This window comes from Empedobacter sp. GD03739, assembly GCF_029843245.1.
GTDB classification, from domain to species: domain Bacteria; phylum Bacteroidota; class Bacteroidia; order Flavobacteriales; family Weeksellaceae; genus Empedobacter; species Empedobacter falsenii_B.
Genome location: NZ_JAOCHX010000011.1, coordinates 1 through 26,087 on the forward strand (window position 1 = coordinate 1; position 26,087 = coordinate 26,087).

Annotated in this window: 22 protein-coding genes and 1 pseudogene; 11 read left to right on the top strand and 12 right to left on the bottom strand. The window is 30.9% G+C overall.

The features are described from left to right. Positions 1 to 216: 216 nt before the first annotated feature. The 3 genes from N5E64_RS05160 to N5E64_RS05170 all read right to left on the bottom strand — a co-directional run bounded on the left by N5E64_RS05160 (position 217) and on the right by N5E64_RS05170 (position 5,825). The gene (locus N5E64_RS05160) at positions 217 to 1,467 is read right to left on the bottom strand and encodes a RagB/SusD family nutrient uptake outer membrane protein (protein ID WP_125349307.1); all 1,251 of its coding nucleotides are present in this window, start codon (positions 1,465 to 1,467) and stop codon (positions 217 to 219) included. A 6-nt stretch (positions 1,468 to 1,473) separates the two neighbouring features. Next, on the bottom strand, positions 1,474 to 4,506 hold the full coding sequence (locus N5E64_RS05165) for a SusC/RagA family TonB-linked outer membrane protein (protein WP_280036124.1): 3,033 nt from the start codon (positions 4,504 to 4,506) through the stop codon (positions 1,474 to 1,476). Positions 4,507 to 5,105: 599 nt separating this feature from the next. Further along, complete coding sequence (locus tag N5E64_RS05170) at positions 5,106 to 5,825, bottom strand: GLPGLI family protein (RefSeq protein ID WP_125349305.1); 720 nt, start codon at positions 5,823 to 5,825, stop codon at positions 5,106 to 5,108. 327 nt (positions 5,826 to 6,152) lie between these two features. Here N5E64_RS05170 and N5E64_RS05175 point away from each other — a divergent pair, with 327 nt between their 5' ends. The 3 genes from N5E64_RS05175 to N5E64_RS05185 all read left to right on the top strand — a co-directional run bounded on the left by N5E64_RS05175 (position 6,153) and on the right by N5E64_RS05185 (position 7,488). Then, a complete protein-coding gene (locus N5E64_RS05175; protein ID WP_125349304.1) occupies positions 6,153 to 6,779 on the top strand; it encodes a peroxiredoxin in 627 nt (208 codons plus the stop codon). A 159-nt stretch (positions 6,780 to 6,938) separates the two neighbouring features. Further along, positions 6,939 to 7,256: a co-chaperone YbbN gene (locus tag N5E64_RS05180; protein ID WP_038336696.1), complete on the top strand. Its 318-nt coding sequence runs from the start codon at positions 6,939 to 6,941 to the stop codon at positions 7,254 to 7,256. After that, positions 7,237 to 7,488, top strand: coding sequence for a DUF6952 family protein (locus N5E64_RS05185; protein ID WP_038336694.1), 252 nt, complete (start codon positions 7,237 to 7,239; stop codon positions 7,486 to 7,488). The genes N5E64_RS05180 and N5E64_RS05185 overlap by 20 nt, the downstream gene beginning before the upstream one ends. Before the next feature lie 76 nt (positions 7,489 to 7,564). Here the strand turns inward: N5E64_RS05185 and N5E64_RS05190 are convergent, their stop codons facing one another. Together N5E64_RS05190 and N5E64_RS05195 are read right to left on the bottom strand one after the other, a co-directional pair. Next, positions 7,565 to 8,185, bottom strand: coding sequence for an L-threonylcarbamoyladenylate synthase (locus N5E64_RS05190; RefSeq protein WP_125349303.1), 621 nt, complete (start codon positions 8,183 to 8,185; stop codon positions 7,565 to 7,567). A 63-nt stretch (positions 8,186 to 8,248) separates the two neighbouring features. Next, positions 8,249 to 9,124 (bottom strand): DUF808 family protein, encoded by an 876-nt coding sequence (locus tag N5E64_RS05195; protein WP_115000953.1) that lies wholly within the window; start codon positions 9,122 to 9,124, stop codon positions 8,249 to 8,251. 197 nt (positions 9,125 to 9,321) lie between these two features. Between N5E64_RS05195 and N5E64_RS05200 the strand changes: the two genes are divergently transcribed. The 7 genes from N5E64_RS05200 to N5E64_RS05230 all read left to right on the top strand — a co-directional run bounded on the left by N5E64_RS05200 (position 9,322) and on the right by N5E64_RS05230 (position 15,014). Further along, positions 9,322 to 9,906, top strand: coding sequence for a Crp/Fnr family transcriptional regulator (locus tag N5E64_RS05200; RefSeq protein ID WP_115000954.1), 585 nt, complete (start codon positions 9,322 to 9,324; stop codon positions 9,904 to 9,906). 54 nt (positions 9,907 to 9,960) lie between these two features. Further along, on the top strand, positions 9,961 to 10,395 hold the full coding sequence (locus tag N5E64_RS05205) for a carboxymuconolactone decarboxylase family protein (RefSeq protein ID WP_038335884.1): 435 nt from the start codon (positions 9,961 to 9,963) through the stop codon (positions 10,393 to 10,395). Between the two features lie 93 nt (positions 10,396 to 10,488). Then, positions 10,489 to 11,202, top strand: a complete 714-nt coding sequence (locus N5E64_RS05210; RefSeq protein ID WP_115000956.1) for an AAA family ATPase — start codon at positions 10,489 to 10,491, stop codon at positions 11,200 to 11,202. A gap of 74 nt (positions 11,203 to 11,276) precedes the next feature. Then, positions 11,277 to 11,699, top strand: coding sequence for a GNAT family N-acetyltransferase (locus N5E64_RS05215; protein ID WP_260392513.1), 423 nt, complete (start codon positions 11,277 to 11,279; stop codon positions 11,697 to 11,699). A 79-nt stretch (positions 11,700 to 11,778) separates the two neighbouring features. Then, a complete protein-coding gene (locus N5E64_RS05220) occupies positions 11,779 to 12,816 on the top strand; it encodes a sulfite exporter TauE/SafE family protein (protein ID WP_280036134.1) in 1,038 nt (345 codons plus the stop codon). Between the two features lie 81 nt (positions 12,817 to 12,897). Further along, positions 12,898 to 14,181 carry an MFS transporter gene (locus N5E64_RS05225; RefSeq protein ID WP_280036136.1) on the top strand — a complete coding sequence of 428 codons (1,284 nt, stop codon included), beginning with the start codon at positions 12,898 to 12,900 and terminating at the stop codon, positions 14,179 to 14,181. 68 nt (positions 14,182 to 14,249) lie between these two features. Then, positions 14,250 to 15,014: an Eco47II family restriction endonuclease gene (locus N5E64_RS05230; protein WP_280036139.1), complete on the top strand. Its 765-nt coding sequence runs from the start codon at positions 14,250 to 14,252 to the stop codon at positions 15,012 to 15,014. Here N5E64_RS05230 and dcm read toward each other — a convergent pair. Next, the gene (dcm, locus tag N5E64_RS05235; protein ID WP_407933289.1) at positions 14,990 to 16,228 is read right to left on the bottom strand and encodes a DNA (cytosine-5-)-methyltransferase; all 1,239 of its coding nucleotides are present in this window, start codon (positions 16,226 to 16,228) and stop codon (positions 14,990 to 14,992) included. The two genes, N5E64_RS05230 and dcm, sit on opposite strands and share 25 nt — an antisense overlap. Before the next feature lie 121 nt (positions 16,229 to 16,349). Beyond that, positions 16,350 to 18,734: pseudogene (locus N5E64_RS15740) on the bottom strand (TonB-dependent receptor domain-containing protein). A 164-nt stretch (positions 18,735 to 18,898) separates the two neighbouring features. Here N5E64_RS15740 and N5E64_RS05245 point away from each other — a divergent pair. Next, positions 18,899 to 19,453, top strand: a complete 555-nt coding sequence (locus N5E64_RS05245; RefSeq protein WP_219034351.1) for a DUF4303 domain-containing protein — start codon at positions 18,899 to 18,901, stop codon at positions 19,451 to 19,453. 36 nt (positions 19,454 to 19,489) lie between these two features. Here the strand turns inward: N5E64_RS05245 and rpoN are convergent, their stop codons facing one another. The 5 genes from rpoN to frr form a co-directional block, all read right to left on the bottom strand. Next, positions 19,490 to 20,962, bottom strand: coding sequence for an RNA polymerase factor sigma-54 (rpoN, locus tag N5E64_RS05250; protein WP_280036142.1), 1,473 nt, complete (start codon positions 20,960 to 20,962; stop codon positions 19,490 to 19,492). Between the two features lie 82 nt (positions 20,963 to 21,044). Next, positions 21,045 to 22,493 carry an asparagine--tRNA ligase gene (gene asnS / locus N5E64_RS05255; RefSeq protein ID WP_219034349.1) on the bottom strand — a complete coding sequence of 483 codons (1,449 nt, stop codon included), beginning with the start codon at positions 22,491 to 22,493 and terminating at the stop codon, positions 21,045 to 21,047. 163 nt (positions 22,494 to 22,656) lie between these two features. Beyond that, positions 22,657 to 22,980 carry a hypothetical protein gene (locus tag N5E64_RS05260; RefSeq protein ID WP_280036145.1) on the bottom strand — a complete coding sequence of 108 codons (324 nt, stop codon included), beginning with the start codon at positions 22,978 to 22,980 and terminating at the stop codon, positions 22,657 to 22,659. A gap of 58 nt (positions 22,981 to 23,038) precedes the next feature. Continuing rightward, positions 23,039 to 25,450, bottom strand: coding sequence for a DUF5686 family protein (locus tag N5E64_RS05265; RefSeq protein WP_280036146.1), 2,412 nt, complete (start codon positions 25,448 to 25,450; stop codon positions 23,039 to 23,041). Between the two features lie 76 nt (positions 25,451 to 25,526). Further along, the gene (gene frr / locus N5E64_RS05270; RefSeq protein WP_280036147.1) at positions 25,527 to 26,081 is read right to left on the bottom strand and encodes a ribosome recycling factor; all 555 of its coding nucleotides are present in this window, start codon (positions 26,079 to 26,081) and stop codon (positions 25,527 to 25,529) included. Between the last annotated feature and the right edge of the window lie 6 nt (positions 26,082 to 26,087).

Consider the following 26,087-nt stretch of genomic DNA (forward strand, 5'->3'; position numbering starts at 1 on the left):
GAGTTAAGTTTTCATTTCTATTTATCGCTTCTTTCGGAATTGGTAATTGCCATCTATAATCTGATTCTTTCAATTCTAATTGGACAGGTGCCGTTCCACTTCCATCTGCTCTATAGCCATTTCCAGAACGTTTGATTCCTTTACTATATTTTAATGGAATGTTTTTTACTCCTAAAAGTCTTTTTAAAGTAAACCATCGATCTCCATTCTCAAAGGCTAACTTCTTTCTGTAATAATTGCTTCAAATAATTCTTCTCCTTTTTCCTCTCCTTTAAAATTAGAATATCGCTGTGCTCTTTCTATGTTTAATGTTTGAAGAGACTGTACTAAATCACCTTTCAAATAATAAGCTTCTGCCAAATTAAAAATAACTTCCTCTACTCTCAAATACCTTGCATGATTGATATAATTTTTAATTTGACCCGGATAATATTTATTGATAACAATATTTGCATTATTCGCATCTCCCGCTAAATTATAAATCTTAAAATATGTATTTTTTCGTTCCGGTTCTGTTGATCCATTATACAAATCATACAAAGCTTTATCAGCAGAGAATTCCATCACCATATTATTTGCATTGGTTCCATAACCAAAATTAGAGCCTATTGACGGATCATTGGCTTGTAAATAAGGAATTTCAAATAAACTTCCTTGGCTTGTTTTTGACGACCAGAAACTCGCAATTTCATTTTTAGAAGTTGGCTGAATTTCATTTACAACTTTTTGTCCATACTTAATAACTTTATCATAGTTACCATTATACAAATAAACACGACTTAAGAAAGCACTTGCTGAATATTGATTCAAACGATTAATATCCTGATAATTACCTGGTAAATAATTGATAACACTTTCTATATCTTGAGTAATATTATCATAAACTTCTTTTATTGTTTTTGTACGACTTGACTGAAATTCAGGGTTATAAGTTGTTAGGTAAGGAATCCCTATCGAAGAAGCTGATGTTGCACTTTGAGTTGGAATTTCAGCATAATGTCTGGCGATTTCAAAATGTGCAATTGCCCGAATCAATATCGCTTCTGCTTTTATTCTATTTTTGAATTCTCCTTCTTTTAAATTATTAATTTTAGAAAGGATAAAGTTGGCATCTGAGATCATTCGATACGCGGCTACATAAATATCTGTAGGTGTTTGACTAGAATCATATGTCCAGTTATTTGCAGCGCGATTAGATCCTCTACCTCCATAATTGGACAATAAATTATCTGACAAGATATCTCCAACAACCACTAAATCTCTGGAATAGCCACTTCCTCCATAAAACCCGATTTGTTTAAAATCTTGGTACAATCCATAAATTGCTTTTGTAAAATCTTCTTCTGTCTTATAAAAACCATCAACCAATACATCGTTTGGTGATTCTTTTTTTATGTCATCATCTGAACAAGAATTAAATAGTGTCAACAGTCCTAAAACTGTAAGTAGAATTATATTTTTTTTCATAATTTCTTAAAATGTAATGTTAAAACCAAGTGAGTAAGTACGAACTTGAGGATATGTAAATAACGAATATGAGCCCGAAACATATCCCGCATCACCGACACTCATCATACTCTGAGAACCTGTAGCTGAAACCGGATCTCCATGATATTTTGTCCACAATGCTAAATTCTGTACTTGTGCATAAAGCCTCAGATTTTTAATAAACGTATTTTTCAACAACTCCGTGAATGTGTAACCAATAGAAAGATTTCTGAACATTACATAATTCGATTTCTCAAGATATTTTGTTGATTCTTGTTCGCCTAGAGTAGTTGGTCGACCAAACTTTGCATGATCTCCAGGATTTCTCCAAAAATCGTTTGCTTCCACTACCTGATTAAAATTCATAGGAGCATTTGTTAAATCTCTATATGTATAATTGTACATATACGCGCCTAAACTATACGTAAAATCTGCACTGATATCAAAACCGTAAAAGTGAGTATTTAATCCAAATCCTCCATACAATTTTGGAAGAGGAGTCTTTCCTGTTGCTACGGCATCTTCAGCTCTATACTCTTCTGTGATATGGCCATCTTTATCTAAATACAAGTTTTTTCCATTCTCAGGGTTAATACCTACATAGCGGACCAAACGAAACTGATAAGGCGATTGTCCTTTTACATGAATCATGCTTGGTGAAATCTCATCACCTGTGCCAATTAATAATTCATCTTTTCCATTTAATTCATTGATTTTATAATTTACCGAAGTTAAATTTCCATAAAATGATAATTTAAAATTCTTTTGAGAAATTGCTGCAATATTAAGATCCAATTCTATTCCTTTGGATGTTATTTCTCCTGCATTAACGGTTTTACTTAAATCTCCTGATTCTATTGGTAACAACGTTCTGAAAATAAAATTCTTTCTGTTGTCATTAAAATACGCGAAAGACCCTGTGACAATGTGTTTGAAAAAATCAAACTCGGCTCCTACATTTAATTTTCGATTGGTTTCCCATGTCATCTTAGGATCAATTGCATATCTCGGAGGAATTGCAGTTGTATTTCCGCCATAATTTCCTTTCAGATTAACATACGCCTGATTGATGTACCTTGCAATAGATGAATCATCTCCGACTTCTCCATAGGATGCTTTTAACTTAAGACCCGTTAAATATTGATTACCTTTCAAAAAATCTTCTCTTGCAACATCCCATGTTACCGAAGCTCCCCAAAAATTTCCATATTGTTTTTCTAGTCCTGCTAATGAAGACCCATCTCTTCTAAAATAAAAATCTAAAAAAAACTTTCTGTTGTAATCATAAGAAACAGCTCCTAAATAACCAAATCTCGCTTCTTCCCATCTATTTGTTAAAGAAGAATTCAAAATTCTATTGGCCAAAGATTGAACACTTTTATCTCCACTTGGATACCCCTCACTACGTAAAGTGACGTTATAGTTTTTTTCGTTGGAATATTCAGAAGCTAACGTAAAACGCAAAGTGTGTAAATCAAACTTATTTATATAATTGAATTCATTTCTCCAATTGTAAGCAAAACGATCGTCTCCTATATCAGCTTTACTTCCACCTGTACCACGGTTTTTAGAAACAAAAGCCAAAGGGGAAACGAAACTTTCAAACTGATTTCGGTTATATCTCGCTCCAAAAGTGGTTCTAAAAGTTAACTTTTCAGTTAAGTCTGCCTCTAAAAATCCAGAACCGAAAAGCCTAAAATTTCTATATTCTGCATCAGTATATTTCATTTGATCCAAAACTGGATTTTGTAAAATATTTACATTTGAATTGTATATAGGAGCGCCTGTTTCATCTAATTTCACATTTCCTGCTTCATCCAGCTCATAAACAGATGCGTATGGATAATTTAAATAGATATTGGTAAAAGGACTAGAAAAATTATACACGTCCGATGGTAAATCTCTTTTTGTATAAGCTCCATTAATATCAATACCGTATCGTAACCAATCTTTCATTTTTGATGAAATGTTAATGGAAGAAGTAATACGTTCAAAGCCTTTGTAAAACTCTACAGTACCATTGTCCTGATCATAACCTAATGAAAAAGATTGCGCTGTTTCGCCATCATTTTTATTGAAAGTCAAATAATGTGAACTAATTACACTTCTTTTAAAGATATCATCTTTCCAATTATGAGCATATTGAGACAATCGGTTAATTTCCTCTTGGCTTCTTGCTACACCTAAACCTAAACTACGCCCTGTTTCCAGATCTTTTAATTGACTTATTTCATTCTGAAAATTTAAAAACTGATGCCCATTCATTAGGTTGATGTTCTTAAATCCTAAATTTTCACCAAATCCTACACGTGAAGAATAAGAGATTACTCCTTCATTTTTTTTAGCGCGTTTTGTTGTGATTAGAATCACTCCATTTGCGCCTCGAGAACCATAAATAGCTACCTGAGAAGCATCTTTTAATACTTTTACTTCCTCTACATCATTAGGGTTTAAGGCAACAATATCCGCAGCAGACAAATAGGTTCCATCAACTACATAAAGTGGATTTTTAACACCACCATTCAAACCAATAGCTCCCCTTATCACAACATTTGCGTTACTGCCCGGCGCACCATTCTGTGCTTGAGAAGATAGTCCTGAAACTTTACCCGACAACAATTGATCTATCGAAGTTGAAGGATTTAAGTTTTTCAAATCATCACCTTTCAAGGTTGTTGTACCTGCAGATTGAGGTGCCTCGAAAATACTTTTTACAACAACTATATCCAAATCAATATTTTCTGATTTGGATTTCAAATCAATTATACCCAAATCATAGTGATCAACTTTATATTCTAAACCATTAATGATTAATATTGTTCCCAAAGGAAGATCGATTGAAAAATGACCATTTTCATCTGTATAAAATGTTTGGTCTTGATTTTTCACTTTTATTTCCACATCCTGTGATGGAAAACCTAATTCATCATTCACCTGTCCTTTGATCTGAGCATATGTTAGAGAACTTAACAGCAGCAGACCTATGAACTTAACTTTTTTTGAGCTTTCTTCATTCATAAATTTTTATACTGCAAATCTCTATATTTAAAGAATATTATACTATAAAATATATTTTTAACACCTTGTTTTAGAAAATATTTCTGTAAAATAAAAATATTTATTGTGTTAATAATCGTTAAAATATTAAATAATTATTAAAATTTTAACATAAAATATAACAAATTATAAAACAATACAGGAATCTAATTAATCAAATGAAATTATCAGGAAGTAATAGCGAATAGAAAAAAAATCCTATTTTATTAAAGTCTATGGAATTAATAGATTTTAAAAATATAAATCATAGAAATTTGTTAAAACCGATCATAAAACACCTTACAAACTGTTAATCAATCACATAATTAAAAACGAAATAAATTAATGAATAAAACAATAATATATTAAAGATAATATTTTGGCGTATTTTAATAATTTTTAAAAAAAAATATTAATCACTCTCTTATCTGAGAATATAAATCTAATACATGTTTTTTAGCACAAAATCTCTTACCATTCTGTATAAATTTTATACTAATAGTAGAAAATTAAAAACTTTTGTTTCTAATTATCCTGACAAAAAAAGTTAGTGAATTCACTAACCTTTTTCGTTTTATCTCTTAATCTTTCTCTACACCTTGATTAATCATTCCTCCAGATTTCCCCATCGATTTCTCAATCTCCTTGTCATATTCTTCCTTGGTTACTTTCTTCGATTTATTTGGTATTTCTATTTTCCCTGCGTATGGTTTTAAATCAATTGCCGTAAAACTAACATTTGTATCCATATCACTTGTAAATGGTAATTTGAATTTAATTTTTAAAATTAAACCCGGTAATCCGTTAAAACGAGAAGGTCCGTCACGAAAAGGTAAATCTGGTGCATACCACGCTTCCACAGTTTGTGTAGAATTGGTATATATTGCTTTTTTTACTTTATATCCCAAAATCGTTGCTTCATCTTTACTCAAAATCCATGGAAAAGACTGAATTGAATCTTTAATAAACAACTTCGGTTTCATTATACTATTTTCATATAACTCTTTTGCATTGAAATCTTTAAAAATAGTTGCGCTTATATTAGTTGTCAATCCAAAAGAAGTTCCTCGATTTTGTTCATTATTGATCCGTTCAATTTCTGTAAAATTAGAATTTGTAGCATTTACAAATAACTCAAAATAATATCGTTTATTTTCTGAATTGACAAGCATTTCTTCCATTCTAGCAGATGTTTGTTTTAAATTACTTCTATCAAATTCTTGACGAACTTCATATTCTACACGAACAGCATCTTGGGCAAATCCAATTATTGGAAGTATTAAAAATAAATATTTTAGCATTCTATAGTGTTTATTATTCTACTAATATAGAAATAAAATTTAATTCATTTTAAATAATCATCAACATAAGGAATATCATTCTTTAAGGTAAATAATCTTCGTAAATTAGCGTAGAGGTAAGATAAAAAGGCTTGTTGTATTGAATTTCAATAAATTATTATTAATCATATATCATAAATATAATTTATAGTTTAATCTATATTTGAAATTGAAAATATATGGACAGTTTAAAATATCAGTCTAAATTTGCATCAGTAAAAGAGATAAAAACTATTATAAGTTTTATCTAATCGAGAAGTAAAAAACAAAATATAAAAAATTAAAATTATGTCATTAGTAGGAAAAAAAGCGCCTTTATTCACAGCGCCAGCAGTAATTGATGGAGACGAAATCGTAGAAAACTTTTCAATGCCAATCGGAGAGAAAAACATCGTTTTATTCTTCTACCCAAAAGATTTTACATTTGTTTGTCCAACAGAATTACACGCATTCCAAGCTAAATTAGCTGAATTCGAAAAAAGAGATGCTGTTGTAATCGCTGCTTCTTGTGATTCAGAAGAAACGCACTTAGCGTGGTTAAACACTGCAAAAGATAACGGAGGTATCGAAGGTGTTACTTACCCAATCGTTGCAGACTTTGCTAAAACTATCGCTATGGATTATGGTGTATTAGCAGGTGAATATGTTTACAACGAAGAAAACGATTCTTTAAAATTTGAAGGAGCTCCAGTTGCTTACCGTGGTACTTTCATCATCGACAAAAACGGTGTTGTTCGTCACGAAACAATCAACGATTTACCATTAGGACGTAACATCGATGAGTATGTACGTTTATTAGATGCAATTTTACACGTTGAGAAATATGGTGAAGTTTGTCCAGCAAACTGGGAAGAAGGAAAAGATGCTATGAACGCTACTAAAGATGGTGTAGCTTCTTACTTAGCTTCTCACTAAAAATAACTTGAAAATCTTTTGATTTTCAAAATTCACGAAGAGGCTGTCTAAAAAATTTGACAGGAGATTTTAACGAATTCATTTTCAATAAAAATCACTAAGCTCAACACTTAGACAGCCTTTTTTATACCCAATTTTTAACTTATAAAAATTAATAAAATGTTTGCAGAATTAGAACAAGATAACTTAGCACAAGTAGTGGCTGATAACAATATAGTAATTGTACAATATGGTGCTGGATGGTGTGGAAACTGCCGTTTAGTAAAACCAAAATTCAAAAAATTAGCGGCTGAATATGAAGGTCAAGCTGAGTTTTTATATGTTGATGCTGAAAAATTAGTAGAATCAAGAAAATTAGCTGAAGTTCCAAATTTACCAACTTTCGCGGTTTTCAAAGGAGGAGAAAATGTAGGACAAGTAACTGCGTCTAAAATTGATGCTGTAAAAGAATTGATCAATGAAGCTGCCGGTATTTAAGAATTTAGCAAAAAACGTTTCTATTGAAGCAATGGAAACAGCTTTAGAAGTTTTGGAAGTTTATGCTGATTCTCCAGCTGTAAAGGAGCCAGAACAAGAAGTAATTGGAGAAATGATTTCTAACATTTGTGGAGCTATGGAAATGAAGCAAATGATGGAAGAAGAAGGATTGGACGAGCGTACTGCTGCCAATACTTTTATGCAACGCGTAATGGGTTCGATTGATAAATAATTTTATCAATTAGTTAGTATAGAAAAAGGATTTCAATTGAAATCCTTTTTTGGTTTTATATAATTAATGTTGAATCTTATAAATAATCTTCAATATCACCCTTACCTTCACGTAAAACCTCTACTCCATCCGTCATATTAACAACAGTAGACGCAATATTATCTCCATAACCACTATCAATGACAGCATCTACAAGCTTCTCCCATTTTTCAAAAATCAATTCAGGATCTGTTGTATATTCTACAATTTCATCTTCATCATAAATAGAAGTTGAAGCAATAGGATTTCCTAATTTTTCGACAATCATTTGCGGAACAGCATGATCTGGAACACGAATACCAACCGTTTTTTTACCTTTGTAAGCGACAGGTAAATTGCGCGATGCATTCATGACAAATGTAAAAGGACCTGGTAAAGCGCGTTTCAAAATTTTGAACGTACTGTTATCAATCGGTAAAGTATATTGTGACAAATGGCTTAAATCATTACAAACAATAGAGAAATGAGATTTTTCAAGTTTAACACCTTTCAATCGAGCAAGTTTCTCCATTGCTTTAATATTCGTAATATCACATCCTAATCCATACACAGTATCGGAAGGATAAATAATTAAACCTCCATTTTGTAGAATCTTAACCACTTGATCAATCGCTTTTTCTTGTGGATTTTCTGGATGAATTCTGATATAATCTGCCATTTGTAAATCTTTATTCAAAGATACGAAATAGTTAACAATTCTTTTCGAAATCTATTCTATCTCCTAACCTTTAGCTAAACCTATTATTTTCTTAACTATTGTGACAAGTACCACAACCAATAATCCTGCAATCAAAGCAATCAAAGCTTCACTAATCATCATTGGAATTGCTGTAGGTAAATGGTGATGAATATAATCGATGTTATGAACAAATATCCCACCTGAAACCAATAAAAGTGCAACAGTCCCTACAAATCCTAAAATTTTGATCACATAAGGTAATGCGTCAACCAAAAAATGTCCTAATTTAGAAACAGCTCCTTTGTCGTGTGATGCTTTTATCAGTTTAAAACCTGCATCATCCATACGAACAATTAAGGTTACAATCCCGTAAACACCAATGGTTGCTAAAATTGCAATAAACGAAACTGTAAAAACTTGTGTCAACATTGGTTGTTCCAAAACTGTACTCAATGCAATAATCACAATTTCTATCGAAAGAATAAAGTCCGTAATAATTGCAGATTTCACTTTTGATTTTTCCGAGACTTGCTTCTTATCTTCTACTTTATCTTCATGAATAACTTCTGAACCTTTTTTTGGACGGTGAAAAATAAACTCGATTATCTTCTCTACACCTTCAAAAGCTAAATAAAAACCTCCCAAAATCAAAACATATTTTATGACCTCTGGCATGTAATGATTTAGTGTCAAAACAATTGGAACAATGATCAATTTATTGATAAAAGAGCCTTTTGTAATTGCCCATAAAACTGGTATTTCGCGCGAAGATAAAAATCCCGTTGCTTTCTCAGCATTTACAGCCAAATCATCTCCTAAAATCCCTGCTGTTTTACTCGCTGCTACTTTACTTGTAACCGCTACATCATCCATCAATGCTGCAATATCATCTAAAATTGCAAATATTCCTGAAGCCATATTATTGTTATTTTTTGGTTCGTAAAAGTAAAAAATAATGTCAAATCTTTATAGATTATTTTTATGTTCTTTCGACGATTCATTTCAAGCAAATTGCACTCCAAATTCTGACTATAAACCTGATTAATTTTAAACTAAATTAAGTCCTTTCGGAAACTAATCATTAATTTTAAAGAGAAATATATTAAGCTTATAAAATGGAAAATTCTTTCGGTCAGTTAAAGAAACATATTCAAATTTTCACTTCAATTTCTGAAGAAGAATTTCACGATTCAGTCCAATATTTTGAAAAATTTTCGGTGAAGAAAAAAGAAATGATTCATAAAGCTGGAACAGTTTGTACGTACAATTATTTTATTATTTCTGGATGTATTCGATTATTTTTCATCAATGAAAAAGGTGTAGAACAAACCATTGATTTTGCTATCGAAAATTGGTGGTTGACAGATTCGTTTTCTTACATTAATCAACAAATTTCTGAGTTTTATATTCAAGCTCTAGAAAATGCAATTATTATGAAAATGAGTAAAACAAACGAAGAAATTTTATGCGAAAAACATCCTATTTTCAATTCGTATTTCAAACAAATTTATCAAAAAGCAAATGCTGCTGCTCAAATGCGTTCCAAATATTTGAAAGAGTTTTCGAAAGAGGAGTTTTATCTTCACTTCAAGAAAAATTTTCCTGAGTTTTTACAACGTGTTCCGCAATATTTATTAGCTTCTTATTTAGGTTTCACACCCGAATATTTAAGCGAAATCCGAAAGAAAGAGTTTTCTTAAACCAGTTTAATTTTTTTGAATAAATAATCGACGAACTTTGTTAAAAATTAAGAAATGAAATCACGATTAAACATTCAAAAATTAGAACCAAAAGCTTACGAAGCAATGTATGGTCTAGAGAATTATTTAGCAAATTCTGAATTAGATAAATTACATTTAGAACTTATTAAAATCAAAGCTTCACAAATCAATGGTTGTGCTTTTTGTATTAATATGCACACCAAAGACGCGATGAAATTAGGCGAAACAAATCAACGTATTTTTTTGTTGAATGCGTGGCGAGAAACGACACTTTTTACAGAAGAAGAGCGTGTGATATTGGCGATGACAGAAGAAATTACAAATATTAGTCAACATGGTTTATCAGAAGAAACTTATCAAAAAGCATTAACACTTTTTTCTGAAAATTATATTGCGATTATCATTATTGCAATTACCACGATTAATGCTTGGAATAGAATTGCAATCAGTTCTCATATGACGGTTTAAAATTTTAGCTTCAGAAATCTGAAGCTTTTTTTGTGCTAAAAATCGGCTTTCGGATTAAAATAGTTTATTTTTGAGTCTTGAAGTAAAATTGATATGAATATTTACGATTTAATTGTTGACGATAAGGAAGAAATTTCTTTGAATGATGTTTTTTTAGATGATCAAAATCTTGCTCAAGTAAAACAACTTATCAAAGAACATAGATATATAGAGGAATTGAGTAAATATAATTTACCAGTCAATAATAAAATTTTGTTGCATGGATTTTCAGGTTGTGGAAAAACAACAACTGCAAAAGCAATTGCAAATGAAATCGGAAAACCAATATTGATTTTGAATTTAAGTAATATTGTTTCATCAAGAATTGGTGAAACTTCGCAAAATATTCGAATGCTTTTTGATAAAGCTGCTCGTGAAAAAGCAATTCTATTTTTGGATGAGTTTGACCAAATCGGAAAAGCGCGTGGAAATGATGACAAAGATGTTGGCGAAATGCGTCGTTTAGTGAACACAGTAATTCAATTAATTGATTATTTGCCACAAAATTCGTTGTTGATAGCCGCAACAAATCATCCACATATTATTGATGTTGCATTATTGAGAAGATTTCAGTTAAAAATTGATTTCAAAATGCCAACATCTGAAATGTTAGATGTTTATTACGATAAACTTTTAAACGATTTACCAAAAGATATTCAATCTCTTAAACGAAAATACAACGTTTCATTTGCAGAAGCTAAAGATTATGCGCTTACAAATGCAAAAGCATTATTGATTGAAAAATTAGAACGTCAAGCAAATTCTTAAAACCAAAATATGGAAGACGAATTAATTTATTTCAGAGAACTTTTGGACACTGATGTAGCACACGGCTTTTCGAAATTTATTCGAATGCAAAAGCCATGAAATACCGCGAAACCGCATCAATGAAAACGATCAAAGATTCGTACAAAATGCTAGAAAGAGATAAAGAAAAAAAGAATTCTGGATATGAATTTCGCTTTGCTGTTATCGAAAAATCTTCTGAAACCTTGATTGGTACTGTAATGTTTCAACCTGTTCATGACAAAGCGATTATTGGCTATTCCATTGATGAACAATTTTGGAACAGAGGTTACGCAACACGAATCATCAATCTGATTTCGAAAGAGTTGAAATTGAGAAAATATATGCTGATTGAAGCTTGGGTGAAAAAAGAAAATATCGCCTCGTCTAAAGCCTTATTAAAAAATAATTTTCAGCAAATTTCGCAAACAATTTATCCGAAAAATCATCTTTTTCAATTAAGATTTACTTATTCTTAAGTTTTACTTAAGATAAGTCTTTAGACATTTATTTCTAAAATCATCGTCCTAATTTTGTAACAGAATAAAATTTCTGATCATGATTTTTACTATTTTTCTCCTATTTATTGGAGCAATTTTAGCATTTTGGATAAGTGCAATTTGTGGCGGTGGCGCAAGTTTAATCTTAATTCCAATCCTCAATCTTATTATTCCAACTTCGTTAGTCCCTTTTTCGTTAACAATCGGAACATTTACAAGTTCTGCCTCTCGAATAGCGGCTTTCAGAAAATCTGTACATTGGAAAATCTTCTTTTGGTTCGTGCCATTTTCGATTCCAGCAGTTTTAATGGGCGCTTATTTAATCAAATTTATCAACCCAATTTATTTACAAATTATTGTAGCTGTATTATTGATTTCAAATGTTCCACAATTATTTCTAAACAAAAAACAACAAGACAATGAAGAAAAACCTTCATCAAAATATATTTTGGCCATTGTTGGTTTTTTAGCTGGATTCGTTTCTGGAATAACAGGAGCAATAGGTTTATTATTCAATAGATTTTATTTAAAATATGGATTAACAAAAGAAGAAATTATTGCAACGCGAGCTGCCAACGAAATTATACTTCATATCATAAAATTAATCATTTATATTGTTCTTGGTTTATATTCAAAAAACGCGTTATTACTTGGATTGACGATTGCAGTTGCTTCAATTATTTCTTCTTATACGGTCAAATATATTTTACCTTATTTTAGCGATTTTATTTTCAGAAAAGTTGGTTATGCGGCGATGGTTATTTCTGGAATTACACTTTTTTATACAAGTTCCCAAAAAATCATTCAAGAAGATAAAGTTCAACTTACAACAACAAGTAAAGGTGACGAAAATAAAACAACTTTAAAATGGCGAAACAGCGATTTTGTGATGGAATATTCGTTAGATGGTGAATTTGAGATTGAACGTCCAATTCAACCGAATGAATTACCTGAAAATTTATTAAAGAAATACAATGAGATTTTACCTAATTACGATAAAATCCATCTCGAAAAAGTATTCAGAATTGGAGAAGATAGTTATGAGTTTTATTGTTACAAAGACAATAAACTGACCAAATTTGAACTGAAAGAATAGAAGATTGAACAATTAATTTTTACGAAACATTATTTTTGATAAATTATTCTTAAGTTTAACCAACATTACTATAAAAAATTTATGAATACAAAAGATAATCCCAAACTAATACGAGCTTGGATTTCTTACGATTGGGCGAATTCTGTTCATTCTTTAGTTATTGCCTCTGCTATTTTTCCGGTTTATTACACTTTAATGACCTATGATGCGAACGATCACCCAATTAAATTTTTAGGATTATTACCAGAGTCCGCATTCAATTTTTCATTGGCAATTGCTTTCTTTTTTGTGATTGTTTTGTCTCCTGTTTTATCTTCAATTGCAGATTTAATCGGAAATAAAATAAAATTTCTTCGCTTTTTTTGCTATTTAGGATCTTTCTCATGCATCGGAATGTTTTTCTTTACATCAAGCGATTTAGTTTGGTTAGCTTTATTACTCAATATCACTGCAAGCATAGGTTTTTGGGGAAGTTTAGTTTTTTACAACGCCTATTTACCAGAAATTGTTTCGGACGAAAAAATGGACAAAGTTTCAGCACAAGGTTATATGTTTGGCTACATTGGTTCTGTCATTTTATTGACAATTTGTTTGGCAATGATACAATTTGCCCCAGAAGAAAAACAAGCAATGTTTACCCGAATAAGTTTCTTATTAACAGGAGTTTGGTGGTTAGGATTTGGACAAATTGCTTTGAGTAAATTACCAAATCATAAATATGATCGCGAAATTCCGAAAGATATTATCAAATCGAGTTTTAGAAATTTAAAACATACCTTCAAAGATCTTAATCAATACAAAAATATTCGTGTGTTTTTGGCTGGATTTTTCTTTTACAGTTTAGCAATGCAAACTATCTTTTTGATGGCGGCAATGTTTGGAAGTTCAGAAATAGGAATGGAATCTTCAGAATTGATTATGACCATTTTATTAATTCAAATTGAAGCTGTTTTAGGTGCATGGTTATTCTCTTTTCTATCAGGAAAAATAGGAAATAAGAAAACTTTATTAATCGGTATTTTTATCTGGATTATTACATGTATTATTGGTTATTTGATTAATAAAAATGATCCAAATGTAAAAACTCAATTTTACGTAATGGCTGCAATGGTTGGTCTTGTAATGGGAGGTTTGCAAGCTTTATCACGTTCTACATACGCCAAATTATTACCAGAAACAGAAGACACAACAACCTATTTTAGTTTTTATGATGTGTTCGAAAAATTTGCCTTATTCTTAGGTTTAGTTATTTACGGATTATTGATTGAATATTCTGGCGGAATGAAAGCTTCTGCACTTGCAATGGGCGTTTCGTTTGCGATTAGTTTTGTGATTTTATTGTTCTATAAAATGGAAAAGAGGTAAAGTCATAATTACATTTTTTAAATAATCGAATAATTATTCTAACTTAGCAATATTATACAATACTGGTAATGAAAAATAAATATGTAGACTTTATTTCAGATGAGCATTTATTAAATTGCATTGAAAATTTATATAAATCTTATCAAAAAGCTAAAAGTAAGATTTCTAAAAAAAGTTTTTATACAAATAAAGTTGACACTATTAAATTAACTTTTGATTCAAAATTTAATAATATTGATGAAGAAGATTTGATACAATCTGAGATTCTTAGACAAATTGATAAATCTATAAACAATTCTATCGGAACTTTTCATGAACAAATTTTAGGTGGAATAAAAGGTTATGAAATTGGAAATTTAAGTGGATTTGATATAAAAGCAAATGATGACACGTTATTTGCAGATATCAAAAACAAACATAATACAATGAATAGCAGTTCTTCGGAAGCTCTTTTTCAAAAATTGGCTCGATATGCAGATGATTACAAGAAAGCTAAATGTTATTGGGTTCAGATTTTAGCGAAAAATAGTTTTAACGAAAATTGGAAAGGCGAAATTAATGGCAAAGAATATAGTCATTCAAGAGTTTTTAAAATCTCTGGAGATCAATTTTATGCTTTACTAACTGGAGAAGAAGATGCTTTCTATCAACTTTATAAAGCGCTTCCTATTGCAATAAATGATTTTTTAGAAACCACAAAAAAAGAACAAAACGAAAATGAAAATTCGGCTTTAGAAGAAATTACTTCAGAAACCGAAAATTCAAAACGTTCTATTCTTGATCAAATTTCCTTTGATAATTATTCTTATTATTCAGGTTTTGATAAACTATAATATTGGTTAAGAAAATTAATTATTGAATAACCAACCTCTTTTCCTAAATTAACGGGAACTGCATTACCAATTTGCTTATATTGTTGTGCCATAGGCCCTGAAAATTCCCATTCATCAGGAAAAGTCTGAATACGAGCATATTCTCTTACTGTAAAAGGGCGAGTTTCATCTGGATGACAACGCTCTGTTTGTTTTTGGGCAGGGCTACATGTTAAGGTTAAACAAGGTTCGTCCCAGCCTATTCTTCTTGCCATTCCTGTTTTTCCTCCACCTAAATAAAAACTTGCTCCCATAAATTCTTTCTGAATTTCAAGAGGTAAATCTCTCCAATAGCCTTTTGGAGGAACTAAATCTAATACACTTTTCTTGCTTTCAGGATATTTAGCTCCAGTAGATTTTGGAACATTACAATCGAACAATTCTCCTTTTTTCAATGCATCAGAAAGATTATATATTTTTTTGTACGGCGTTGGATAGTGATAATCTATTGGAATATCTTTACGAATTCCTACTAAAATTAATCGTTCTCTTTTTTGTGGAACATTATAATTAATTGCTTTCAAAACCTCTACTGGAACTACTTTATACCCAATTTCATCTAAAATTGAAATCATTCCACGTAAAGTATTACCATTATCATGATTCAATAAACCTTTTACATTTTCTCCAATACAAATAGGTGGATTAACTTCTTTTACAGCTCTTGCAAATTCATAAAATAAAGTTCCTCTTGCATCTTCTAAACCAAGTCTTTTTCCTGCGTAACTAAAAGCTTGACAAGGAAATCCTCCTGTTACAACATCAACTTTATTATAATATTCAGAAAAATTAAAATTCTTAATATCACCTTCTAAGACATTCCAATTTGGTCTATTTTTTCTTAAAGTTTCACAAGCGTGTTTATCAATTTCATTTAATGCAACACATTTCAACCCTGCTTTTTCCATACCAATTGCCAAACCTCCAGCTCCAGCAAATAATTCTAAGACATGAAAATCTTGCGTTGGCTTTACAAAATTTGAAACAGTTTCTTCAATATCTGTCTGCAAAAATTCAGCAAACAACGTCTCTACATCTCTTCTCCTATAAACTCTATAATTACTTATAGGTTCTCGAACAGCCGATAACTTCCCTTCTTCATCCCAACGACGAAGTGTTTTTGTACTTTTATTAAGTAATTTCGCTGTTTCTGAAATAGTTAAATATTCACTCATAACCAAATTATACAACATTAGACATTGGTTACAAAATAAAAGAAAAAAAATAGAATTTCAAAGAAAAAATTATAAAAAAACAACCCCAATATCATCGAATATTAGGGTTTAGTTTTAAAAATTATAACCTTCCTTTTTCCGAACTACTTTTTGATTGTTCTATTGTGAATGATTTTCCGAAATTGTATCGAATTCCAACACGATAATAACGAGCGGATTGTCCTGTATAAACAAATTTTGTATCGTTACTAAAACTTTGATCTTGCCAAGCTCTATCTTTAAATACATTGTTTACATTAAACGAAACTTCGAATTTTTTATCCAAAAATAACGCTCTCAAACCAAAAGCTGTACTCCAATTAGCGCGACTTCTTGACATAGCATCAATCGTTTTTGTTGTATAATTTGTGGTATGATTAAATAATAATGTTTTCGATTTATTCAATTCCAAATTATTTGTCAAACGAAATTCTCCATTAAATCCATCCAATACATAATTATATTCTGGAATAATTCCTTTCGTTTTTTTGTAATACAAATCAATCGCTCCATTGACTTTCCACCATTTTACAAGCTTAAAATTTACATTTTCACTAATCCCAAAACTCTCCGAATCAGCATAATTGTATGGAATCCAGTTTTGCGTATTTTCGCTCGGATTTACAACTACAATTTGATTGATTTCATCCGTAGAATTTCTGTAATATAATGTTGTAACTGCCAAATCTTTGTATGCATATTCTAACTCATAATTGTACGAATAAGACGGTTTTAACTTCGGATTTCCTTCGGCAAAAGAATAAGGCGAATAAATGGTACGAAACGGATTCAATTGTCCCATATAAGGTCGCTCAATACGGCGTCCAACATTAATACTTAACGAATGATTTTCAGCAGGTTTATACATCAAATAAGCGGTTGGAAATAATCCATCATATTTATAGGTATCATGTTAATTTTCTTGCGGAGAAAAACCTTTTGCATCTGTATTTTCGTATCTCAAACCAACTTTTGCAGACCATTTTTCTGAAATATCTTTTTCGATACTCGCATAAAAAGCCAAAATATTTTCGTCATAATAAAAACCATTACTCAACTTTTCATCATAAACAGGCGACCCAGAAGATGTGTTGTAAAATAAATTATCGCTATTATTTTTCGTCCAACTATAACGTCCACCATAATTTAGTTTCCAAGTATTAACGGGATGTTCCATATCAATATTCAAACTATAATTATTTGCTTTTTGGTCGGACAAACTTTTATTTCCTTGATATTCTGTTTTATTTTCAACATCTTCTGAATTAAAAAATCGGTTTGAAGTTACACTTGTATTGTTATTATTAAAATTTACCCAATCAAAATCAAATGTCAGTTTTTTTCCGATCGTATCCATTTTATAAATCACATGATAATTCAGCGTATTGTATTTCGTGTTTCCTTTGCTTCCATTTCGATCATTCAGAATATAACTCAACAATTCATTTTTATCCAAACTATTTATCGTTGTTTTCGTGCCACCAGTTCCTTTTCGATTTCCTGCATATAAATCAACCGTAAAACCAGTTGTCAATTTATCCGAAACTTTATAATCCAATCCTAATTTTCCTCCAATATTTCTATTTTTACCACTATTTTTTTCCTTTTCGGTCCAAACTTCATTAGTCTTTGTAAAATAAATATCCGATTGTCCAATTCCGTCATATTCGCCAAAACCACCAAAAATATTCGAAACTAACGTCCATTTATTTTTTCGGTAATTAAACGATGCACTATTGTTCCAATATGGTTTGTTATAATGTTGCAATGATGACGACAAACTCCCATTCCACGAGTCTTTTTTACCAGATTTTAATACAATATTGAGAATTCCACTATTTCCTATTGCTTGATATTTTGCGGGTGGATTTGTAATTACTTCAATTTTCTCAATATCATCTGCGCGAAGCGTTTTTAAATAATTTGTCAATTGATCACCAGACATTTCCAACAAACGATCGTCCACCATCACACGCAAATTACTTTTACCAATTATCGAAACTACATCATTATCAACCTTTACACGAGGCGCCAATTTTAGCAAATCTAATGCATCTCCACCTTTTGCTCCTTCCGCTAAATCAGCATTAAAAACAAGTCGATCAACTTTCTTTTCTATTAATTTTTTCTGACTCTTTACAACTGTTTCATTTAATGTAATATTTTCAGTTTTAGGAAGAATAATAACGCCTAAATCCTGATTTTTTCCACATAAAATCGTTTGAGTATGAAGCAAAACACCAGCTTCTTCTATTCGAAACATATAACTTCCTTCGGCTAAATCAACTGTAAAACTTCCTTTATCATCAGTTGAAATTTCATCGATAATTTGATCATCTTTCAGAATAATCACATCTGCTAGACTAACAGGTGTTTGATTCGTATATTGTAAACTTCCTTTATATTGTTGTTGCGCAAAAATAGAGGTCGACGCAAATAATAGAATTGGAATATATAATTTAGACATATTAGGTTTGTTTACTATATGACGTACGAATTACAGAAAAGTTACATGGAAAATGAAGAATAACAGAATTTGTCTTAAAAAAATAAATTAACAATGATTTAATATTTAAAGAATTTTACTACATTTCAAAAAATAATTATAACTGATTAAAAAAATATAAATGAATGGATTTTAATGTATTAAAAAACAAATTAGTGCAATCAACCAAACAAGCCTTTTTGAAAATTTATAACGAAAATCCTTCCCAAGACCTTTACGCTTTTGCCTTGTGCAATAACGACACGAAAATAGCTATTCATCCTTCGGCAAATTCTATCGAACATTTGGAAAAAGTATCGGATGAAGACGATTTTTGTTACTACAAATACGAGCCTTCTGAATGGAAATATGATTATTTAGGAGCTGAAAATTCTTTTCAAGAAATCAATCAAATGTGCAAACAAATAGTTGATGAACACGACGATGACGAAGATTGGTTTTATCAATTTCAGAATAAAATTAACGAAAAATGCATCGAAGTGTTGGAAGAATTAAAGAATGAAAATTTCTTTTCTAAATTAATCGGTAAAGATATTTTCTTAAACTTTTCTGTAATTGATGATGATTTGAACAAAGAAAAACAACAAAAAATTATTACTCAATTGAATGATAATTCATACAAAGAAGATTATTTTGAATGGATGACAACTTGGGGTAAAAATAAAAAAAGAGCTTTATAAAAAGCTCTTTTTTTATTGATTATATTTCTAAAAATTTTAGATTTCTTTTCTCAATCTTGCAACCGGAATATTTAGTTGTTCACGATATTTTGCAATTGTACGACGAGCAATTGGATAACCTTTTTCTTTTAAAATTTCGGTTAATTTTTCATCTGTCAAAGGTTTACGCTTGTCTTCATCTGCAATTACATCTTGTAAAATTCGCTTGATTTCGCGTGTCGAAACTTCTTCACCATCATCATTTGTCAACGATTCTGAGAACAAATCCTTTATCAAAAATGTACCATAAGGCGTTGTGACATATTTTGAATTCGCAACACGAGAAACTGTCGAAATGTCCATTCCAATTCGATCCGAAATATCTTTCAAAATCATCGGTTTGATTTTCGTTTCATCTCCTGTTAAGAAATATTCTTTTTGAAATTTCATAATCGCTTCCATCGTATACAAAAGCGTATTACGACGCTGCTGAACCGCATCAATAAACCATTTCGCAGAATCTAACTTTTGTTTGACAAACATTACAGCTTCTTTCTGTTGATTCGATTTATTTTCGGTTTTTTTGTATGTATCTAACATTTCTGCAAACGCACTCGAAATTTTCAATTCAGGTACATTACGTCCATTTAACGACAATTCTAAATCACCATCGTTGATATGAATTGTAAAATCTGGCGTTATTTGCTCTACAATTTTACTACTACTCGAAAATGATTTTCCTGGTTTTGGATTCAAACGTTCAATCTCCGAAATTGCATCACGCAATTCATCATCATCTGCATCATATTTTGCCATCAATTTCGAATAATGTTTTTTCGTAAATGCATCAAACGATTCTGAAATTAATTTTTCGGCTAATTCTACTGCTTCTGTTTGATTTTTATTTTCTAATTGAATCAATAAACATTCTTGCAAATCTCGCGCACCTACTCCAACTGGATCCATTCGTTGAATATAATTAATCAACAAATTTTCGACCTCTTCTGGCGAAGTGTAAATATTTTGCGAGAATGCTAAATCGTCTACCAACGATTTAATATCACGACGCATATAACCATCATCGTCAATATTTCCTAAAATAAATTCAGCAATTTGAAATTGTTCCGAAGTTAATCGATTCGTATATAATTGTGATGTCAAAAACTCGATAAAACTCTCTCCTTGTGCGTAAGGAACAGATTTATCTTCGTCATCATCACTATAATTATTCGTATACGTTTTATAATTTGGGATGTCATCATCGCTCAAATAATCATCAATATTGATGTCACTTGTATCAATCACTTGTTCGTCGCCAAAGTCATCACTCTGATTATCCCATTCTTCCTGCTCTCCTCCGTAATCTTCGTCATATTCAGAAGATTGATCATCCAAAGCAGGGTTTTCTTCCAACTCTTCCTTTACGCGTTGTTCAAAAGCAACCGTAGGAAGTTGAACCAACTTCATTAATTGGATTTGTTGTGGCGATAGTTTTTGTTGTAATTTTAAATTTAATTCCTGCTTTAACATATTTTGGGTTTTGGCTTATATAAAAAAACGGATTTAGCTTAAAGTTACAATTTTTAAGCATAAATCCGTAAAAATATTTTGATTAAAATTCAGCGTTATTCGGTGTTCTAGGGAAAGGAATCACGTCACGAATGTTACCCATTCCAGTAACGAATAATACCAAACGTTCTAAACCTAAACCGAAACCAGAATGTGGCACAGAACCGAAACGTCTTGTATCACGGTACCACCATAATTCTTCTTTATCGATTCCGAATTTTTCCATTTTTTCGTCTAAAACTTCTAAACGTTCTTCACGCTCAGAGCCTCCGATAATTTCTCCGATTCCAGGGAATAAAACGTCCATTGCGCGAACTGTTTTTCCATCGTCATTCATACGCATGTAGAATGCTTTGATTTCTGCTGGATAATCAAATAAAATAACTGGTGTTTTGAAGTGTTTTTCAACTAAATAACGTTCATGTTCAGATTGTAAATCTGCTCCCCAACCTTCGATTGGATATTTGAATTTACCTTTTTTATTTGGTTTAGATTCTTTTAAAATATCAATTGCTTCTGTATAAGTTAAACGAATGAATTTGTTATTTAAAACATATTCTAAACGCTCTATTAATCCTAATTCAGAACGTTCAGCTTCTGGTTTTTGTTTTTGTTCTTTGTCAAAACGTTCAGCTAAGAATTTCAAATCATCTTTACACGTTTCCATTGCATAAGTGATAACAGATTTCATGAAATCTTCAGCCAAATCCATATTTTGATCTAAACGGAAAAACGCAACTTCTGGCTCAATCATCCAGAATTCAGCTAAGTGACGAGAAGTATTCGAGTTTTCTGCGCGGAAAGTAGGTCCAAATGTATAAATTTTTCCTAATCCCATTGCTGCAGTTTCTCCTTCTAACTGTCCAGAAACCGTTAAGTTAGTCGATTTACCAAAGAAATCTTGTGTATAATCTACTTTACCTTCTTCATTTTTAGGTAAGTTTTCCATATCCAAGTTTGTGATATGAAACATCTCTCCTGCTCCTTCAGCATCAGATCCTGTAATAATTGGCGTGTTGATGTAAACGAATCCATTTTCGTTGAAATACTTGTGAATCCCGAACATTAACGCGTTACGAACACGCATAGTTGCAGCAAAAACATTTGTTCTGAAACGTAAATGTGCTTGCTCACGCAAAATCTCTAAACTGTGTTGTTTTGGTTGTAAAATTGTTCCTTTTAAATCATCAGATGGCGCAGTTCCTAAAATTTTGATTTCTTTCGCAACAATTTCAATCTCTTGACCAGCTCCTTCACTTTCTACCACTTCTCCTTTTACTTGTAAAGAAGCTGCTGTAGAAATTTGTTTTATAATTGATTCGTCAAAATTTTCGAAATCTACTACTACTTGAATATTATTAATTGTAGAACCGTCATTCAACGCGATGAAACGATTACTTCTGAACGATCTTACCCATCCATTTACAACTACTTCCTGTAGCAACAAATCCTTGCCTTTTTCTAATAAGGCTTTAATTCCGTACGATTGCATATTTTTTTAATTTATCCTTACAAATTTAGTTATTATTTAAAGTTATAAAAATTATAGGCATAATTTTTGCCAATATTTTTCAAGCAACCTAAAAATCCTTTACAATTTCAATGAAAATGTAAAGGATTTTTGATTTTAGTTCATTTTTTGAAGTGAAATTACTCTAATTCTTAGATTCAAAACGCAAAAGAATTTCATTTATTCTTTGAATAAGAACTTTATCAGAATTATTATTTTGAATTAAATAATCTACATAATTTTTTAATTCATGGAATTGACTCTCTGTTTTGATAAAACCTTTTTCAACTAATTTTTTAATTCTTTTGAAATATGATTCAAAAATATCAATTTCATAATGTGTTGTTTGAATTTTTAAACGAATAAATTCATCTTTCATTTCATTATTAAACGCAAGATGAACAATATAATAATCTAAAGTCGCAAGTACTAAATCTCTATATTTTTTAAGTTCAAACTCTTTATTCATAAATTTAAATCAATATATACGATTCTGAAACGAGTCCAGAATGACAAAATCTAAATACCTACAAAAAATTCAAATTTACAGTTAATTTTAAATAGAAATTATCTTGGAATTTTTCTTCTGAATAAGCACCTAAACGGTAAAATGCTCCCAATCCAAATGTTTTGAAAATTAAATTATTTACTTCAACTCCTGTTTCGTGGTAATAATGATTCAATGTTTTGAAATCTAAATTTTGATGATCTGTTTTATCTTTCATATCACCTAAAACTCCACGGTAAACGAATTGTGGGAAAATAATTTTGTTTCCAACTTTAACGCCAGCAAAAATATGTTTCAATTGAAAGGATACAAATCGATCCGAATAAAATTCTCCAGGACGCATTGTTTCGAAATTTGTTAAACCTCCTACTCCAAAGTTTGCAAAATCATTGCGTTTTGCGTTTCCTTGTCCTTCGAACAAGTTCATCAACGGCATTTTTCCTTCAACCCAACCCGCATTTACATTGAAATTTGTTTTACCAACTCGCGTATCGAACACATCAAAATAAGAAATATTGAAACGAAGTGGATCATAATCAGAATTGAAAATATCCCAATATTTCGTCAACATTGCATAGAAAACAGATTTCCCGCTATTCACCGTCACTTTTCCGTAAGGCGTGCGGATAAACTTGTCTTTTGGTGCAAAACGGATCGCTAATTGCGTATTATACAAATCGTACCAACCTATATTATTCAGGAAAGAATAATCAAATTCTGCTTGTTGTTTTTCATAATTTGCCGAAATATTGAAGGTTACATTCTTGAAAATATCTTGCTCATATCCAAAAGAATAATGTTTATACGAAAAATATTCGTGATTATAAATATTACTAAAAGCTCCAGAAATTAGACGTGTATAATTCGATTGTAATAAAATTGGCGTTTTCCCAGAAGCCGAAACATCTTGCGAGTATTTTGCAAAAATTCGACCTGAATAAGGCTTATTTACATAATAATCTCCACCAAATCCAAACTTGAATGTTTCATCTTTGAAACCATAAGCTGAATACGCATTCAACGAATATTTATCGCTCCAATTTTCATTTGTATTAAACGCGGCACCAAGTCTAAAACCTTCGTAATCGTTAAACGCTAAGATTTTTGTTAAATCTAAATCAACTTTTCCTAACGATAATTTTCCACCAGAATTGATGATTCGCGTCAATTTCATTTGACGTTCTAACTTATATTTATCGCCAATACTATCAATTGTCGTGTATGTATTTCGCTCTTTGTTCGATAATGACGAATCACGATAATCTTCCATCACATTGTCCCATTTCTTTTCGTTCATATTTTGAAAAGAAATTTCGTCTTCGTAACCTAAAAATTCGTTGCGTTTGAAATGAGCTGGATTCTGAATATCCTTGAAAGTTGTTTCGAGATTAATCCAAATTTTTTCTTTTTTATCAATAAAATCATCATCAGCTAGTTTCTCTGTAATCTTGAAATTACCAGCTTCCATGCGATATTTTTGTTGATTTGGAATCCAAGTTCCATTATTCAATTTCCAATCTGCTTCTAATTCGGCAACATAATTTGAAATCGTATTTTCTGCTTCAATTTTGATTAAAGCATACGTTCTATCATCAATCCAAAGTGTTCCTTTAATTTGTCTTTTATCTGTTTTGATTGATGGAAAAAAGCTAATAACAGCCGTTTTTCGTCCATCAATAAAAATATCTTCTTTGAAACCATAACGGTAATGCGAAAGACCTTCGCGACTTACTGGATTAATAATTCCTTTGAAGAAAAAATTGATTTTATCTTGATCAAAATTGAACGCAATTGGTTGCATCGCCAAATATTCGTACAAAGGCGAACGCATTCCAGAAATACGAGAAGATTGAACGATATTTTTTAGTCCAAAACGCTTCGAAACTTTGTGATCCATTGCACGTTCTCCCAAAAATAAATGACTATTGTCTAACAATTTTTTCCATTGATTATTGACAGAATCTTTGTGATTTTGAGGTTGAATGATAAACGGAATTGAATCGTTATTTACTGTACTCCAGAATTTTGTGTATGATTTTAGGAAAATATTTCCGCCATTTCTGATTGTATTTTTGGACTGATTGCGAATTGCTTTGATAATCAAATTACGACCAACGGAATCATTTGTCGTAAAACTAACCTCATCCAAACTAATGAAAGAAGGTTTCATCATAATTTCGACCAACTTTTTACCGTCAGTCTGAATACTTTCCGAGAAATATCCGTTTTTGATTACATCAATAAAATGAACAGAATCATTGATATCCAATTCTCCTAATTCGTCTGTTTGACCTAGGAATTGTTTGGTATCACTGTAAACATTGGCACCTGTTAAACGAAATTCGTCTTGAGCATCGAATACTCTTACTTTAATTTGAGCAAATGTGGCAATTGAGATACAGAAATTTAGCAGGAATATATAATTCTTCATCGTTTGAAATTGATTATGCAAATAAATAAAAAAAGCAGCGAAACGCTGCCTTAAAATATTTTTTTTTCAAGAAAGATTAAACTTTCATGATTTCAGCTTCTTTTTTCGTTAAAGCTTCTTCTAATTTCTTAGAAAACTTATCTGTTAATCCTTGTACACGTGTTTCGTAATCTTTCACCATGTCTTCAGAAGCTTCTTTTACACCTTTAAGAGCTTTGTTAGCATCTTGACGAGCATTACGAAGAGAAACTTTAGCGTTTTCCATTTCAGCTTTTGCCATCTTAACTAACTCTTTACGACGTTCTTCCGTTACTGGAGGAATACTAATGATAATAGAATCTCCATTGTTAGAAGGTGCAAAACCTAAATTAGCATTAATAATTGCTTTTTCGATTTCACCAATTAAATTTCTTTCGTACGGTTGAATACTCAATGTCATTGCATCTGGTGTATTTACATTTGCAATTTGAGTTAACGGAGATAAACTTCCGTAGTAATCAACACGAACAGAACTTAACATTGCAGGAGTTGCTTTACCTGCTCTTAATTTGTCAAATGCTACCTCTAAGTGACTTACAGTACCTTGCATTTGTTCCTTAGCCGTTTCTAAAATAATATCTAATTCTTCCATTTCGGG

Bases quoted from the DNA above. Each gene is read 5' to 3' on its own strand.
- N5E64_RS05160 (WP_125349307.1), bottom strand. From the start codon at position 1,467: ATGAAAAAAAATATAATTCTACTTACAGTTTTAGGACTGTTGACACTA.
- N5E64_RS05165 (WP_280036124.1), bottom strand. From the start codon at position 4,506: ATGAATGAAGAAAGCTCAAAAAAAGTTAAGTTCATAGGTCTGCTGCTG.
- N5E64_RS05170 (WP_125349305.1), bottom strand. From the start codon at position 5,825: ATGCTAAAATATTTATTTTTAATACTTCCAATAATTGGATTTGCCCAA.
- N5E64_RS05175 (WP_125349304.1), top strand. From the start codon at position 6,153: ATGTCATTAGTAGGAAAAAAAGCGCCTTTATTCACAGCGCCAGCAGTA.
- N5E64_RS05180 (WP_038336696.1), top strand. From the start codon at position 6,939: ATGTTTGCAGAATTAGAACAAGATAACTTAGCACAAGTAGTGGCTGAT.
- N5E64_RS05185 (WP_038336694.1), top strand. From the start codon at position 7,237: ATGAAGCTGCCGGTATTTAAGAATTTAGCAAAAAACGTTTCTATTGAA.
- N5E64_RS05190 (WP_125349303.1), bottom strand. From the start codon at position 8,185: ATGGCAGATTATATCAGAATTCATCCAGAAAATCCACAAGAAAAAGCG.
- N5E64_RS05195 (WP_115000953.1), bottom strand. From the start codon at position 9,124: ATGGCTTCAGGAATATTTGCAATTTTAGATGATATTGCAGCATTGATG.
- N5E64_RS05200 (WP_115000954.1), top strand. From the start codon at position 9,322: ATGGAAAATTCTTTCGGTCAGTTAAAGAAACATATTCAAATTTTCACT.
- N5E64_RS05205 (WP_038335884.1), top strand. From the start codon at position 9,961: ATGAAATCACGATTAAACATTCAAAAATTAGAACCAAAAGCTTACGAA.
- N5E64_RS05210 (WP_115000956.1), top strand. From the start codon at position 10,489: ATGAATATTTACGATTTAATTGTTGACGATAAGGAAGAAATTTCTTTG.
- N5E64_RS05220 (WP_280036134.1), top strand. From the start codon at position 11,779: ATGATTTTTACTATTTTTCTCCTATTTATTGGAGCAATTTTAGCATTT.
- N5E64_RS05225 (WP_280036136.1), top strand. From the start codon at position 12,898: ATGAATACAAAAGATAATCCCAAACTAATACGAGCTTGGATTTCTTAC.
- N5E64_RS05230 (WP_280036139.1), top strand. From the start codon at position 14,250: ATGAAAAATAAATATGTAGACTTTATTTCAGATGAGCATTTATTAAAT.
- dcm (WP_407933289.1), bottom strand. From the start codon at position 16,228: ATGAGTGAATATTTAACTATTTCAGAAACAGCGAAATTACTTAATAAA.
- N5E64_RS05245 (WP_219034351.1), top strand. From the start codon at position 18,899: ATGGATTTTAATGTATTAAAAAACAAATTAGTGCAATCAACCAAACAA.
- rpoN (WP_280036142.1), bottom strand. From the start codon at position 20,962: ATGTTAAAGCAGGAATTAAATTTAAAATTACAACAAAAACTATCGCCA.
- asnS (WP_219034349.1), bottom strand. From the start codon at position 22,493: ATGCAATCGTACGGAATTAAAGCCTTATTAGAAAAAGGCAAGGATTTG.
- N5E64_RS05260 (WP_280036145.1), bottom strand. From the start codon at position 22,980: ATGAATAAAGAGTTTGAACTTAAAAAATATAGAGATTTAGTACTTGCG.
- N5E64_RS05265 (WP_280036146.1), bottom strand. From the start codon at position 25,450: ATGAAGAATTATATATTCCTGCTAAATTTCTGTATCTCAATTGCCACA.
- frr (WP_280036147.1), bottom strand. From the start codon at position 26,081: ATGGAAGAATTAGATATTATTTTAGAAACGGCTAAGGAACAAATGCAA.